The sequence below is a fragment of the Xenorhabdus hominickii genome (genome assembly GCF_002632725.1).
GTDB lineage: Bacteria > Pseudomonadota > Gammaproteobacteria > Enterobacterales > Enterobacteriaceae > Xenorhabdus > Xenorhabdus hominickii.
In genome coordinates, this window is the sequence record NZ_NJAI01000086.1 from 1 (window position 1) to 677 (window position 677).

A 677-nucleotide genomic window follows, 5' to 3' on the forward strand; every position below is an offset into this window, starting at 1 on the left:
ACTCCGGCTGTTTTGATTAATTGCTGACGAAATAGGGCTTTCGTTTGCTCAGAACGAAGCCGAATCCTTGTGGCCAATTCCACTACGGTTGAACACCATTGGTTTGATTTTTGTGTCTGCAATAACATTGTAATGTCCTGTCTATTTATCATCGTTTTTCTGCCTGAGTGCCAGAGCAAAGTGTAAAGTGTAAAGTGTCAAATGGAGCTTTACACTTGACACTGACTTGACACTTTTTTGTCAAGTGCTCCCACGGTGGAATGCGGGTTTGCAGGGAAAAAGTGTCAAATGTGTAAAACAAATTTCAGATCTCAAAACTAGTGAAATATCGCGGCGCGCAATGCCCATGTAATACGATTTGTCAGGTAAGGACCCAAAAAAGTTTAGCCCCAATGTAGCTGCCTGAATGCCTGTCTCTTTCGTTCCCGTTCTTCATCAACCTTGCGCTTCTCCTCTTCCTCTTGCCGTTGACGCTCTGCAATGCTTTCAGGTGAGTGAGGATTGTTACGACGCATAAAGTCACTCGTCCGTTGGATTAATGCCTGTATATCGTCCTCTGTCATGGGTTCGATATAGCTTTCCAGCTTCTCATTCGCTGCCCGTAATGATGCCTGATACCCGTTCGCATCATTGGACCTCAGACTGTAGTTGAATGCTTCCAGATTCTTATCTTCCCC

1 pseudogene is annotated in these 677 nt (G+C 44.8%); it reads right to left on the reverse strand.

The features are described from left to right. Positions 1–383: 383 nt before the first annotated feature. Positions 384–677, reverse strand: a pseudogene (locus tag Xhom_RS31785) (hypothetical protein); the annotation flags it as partial.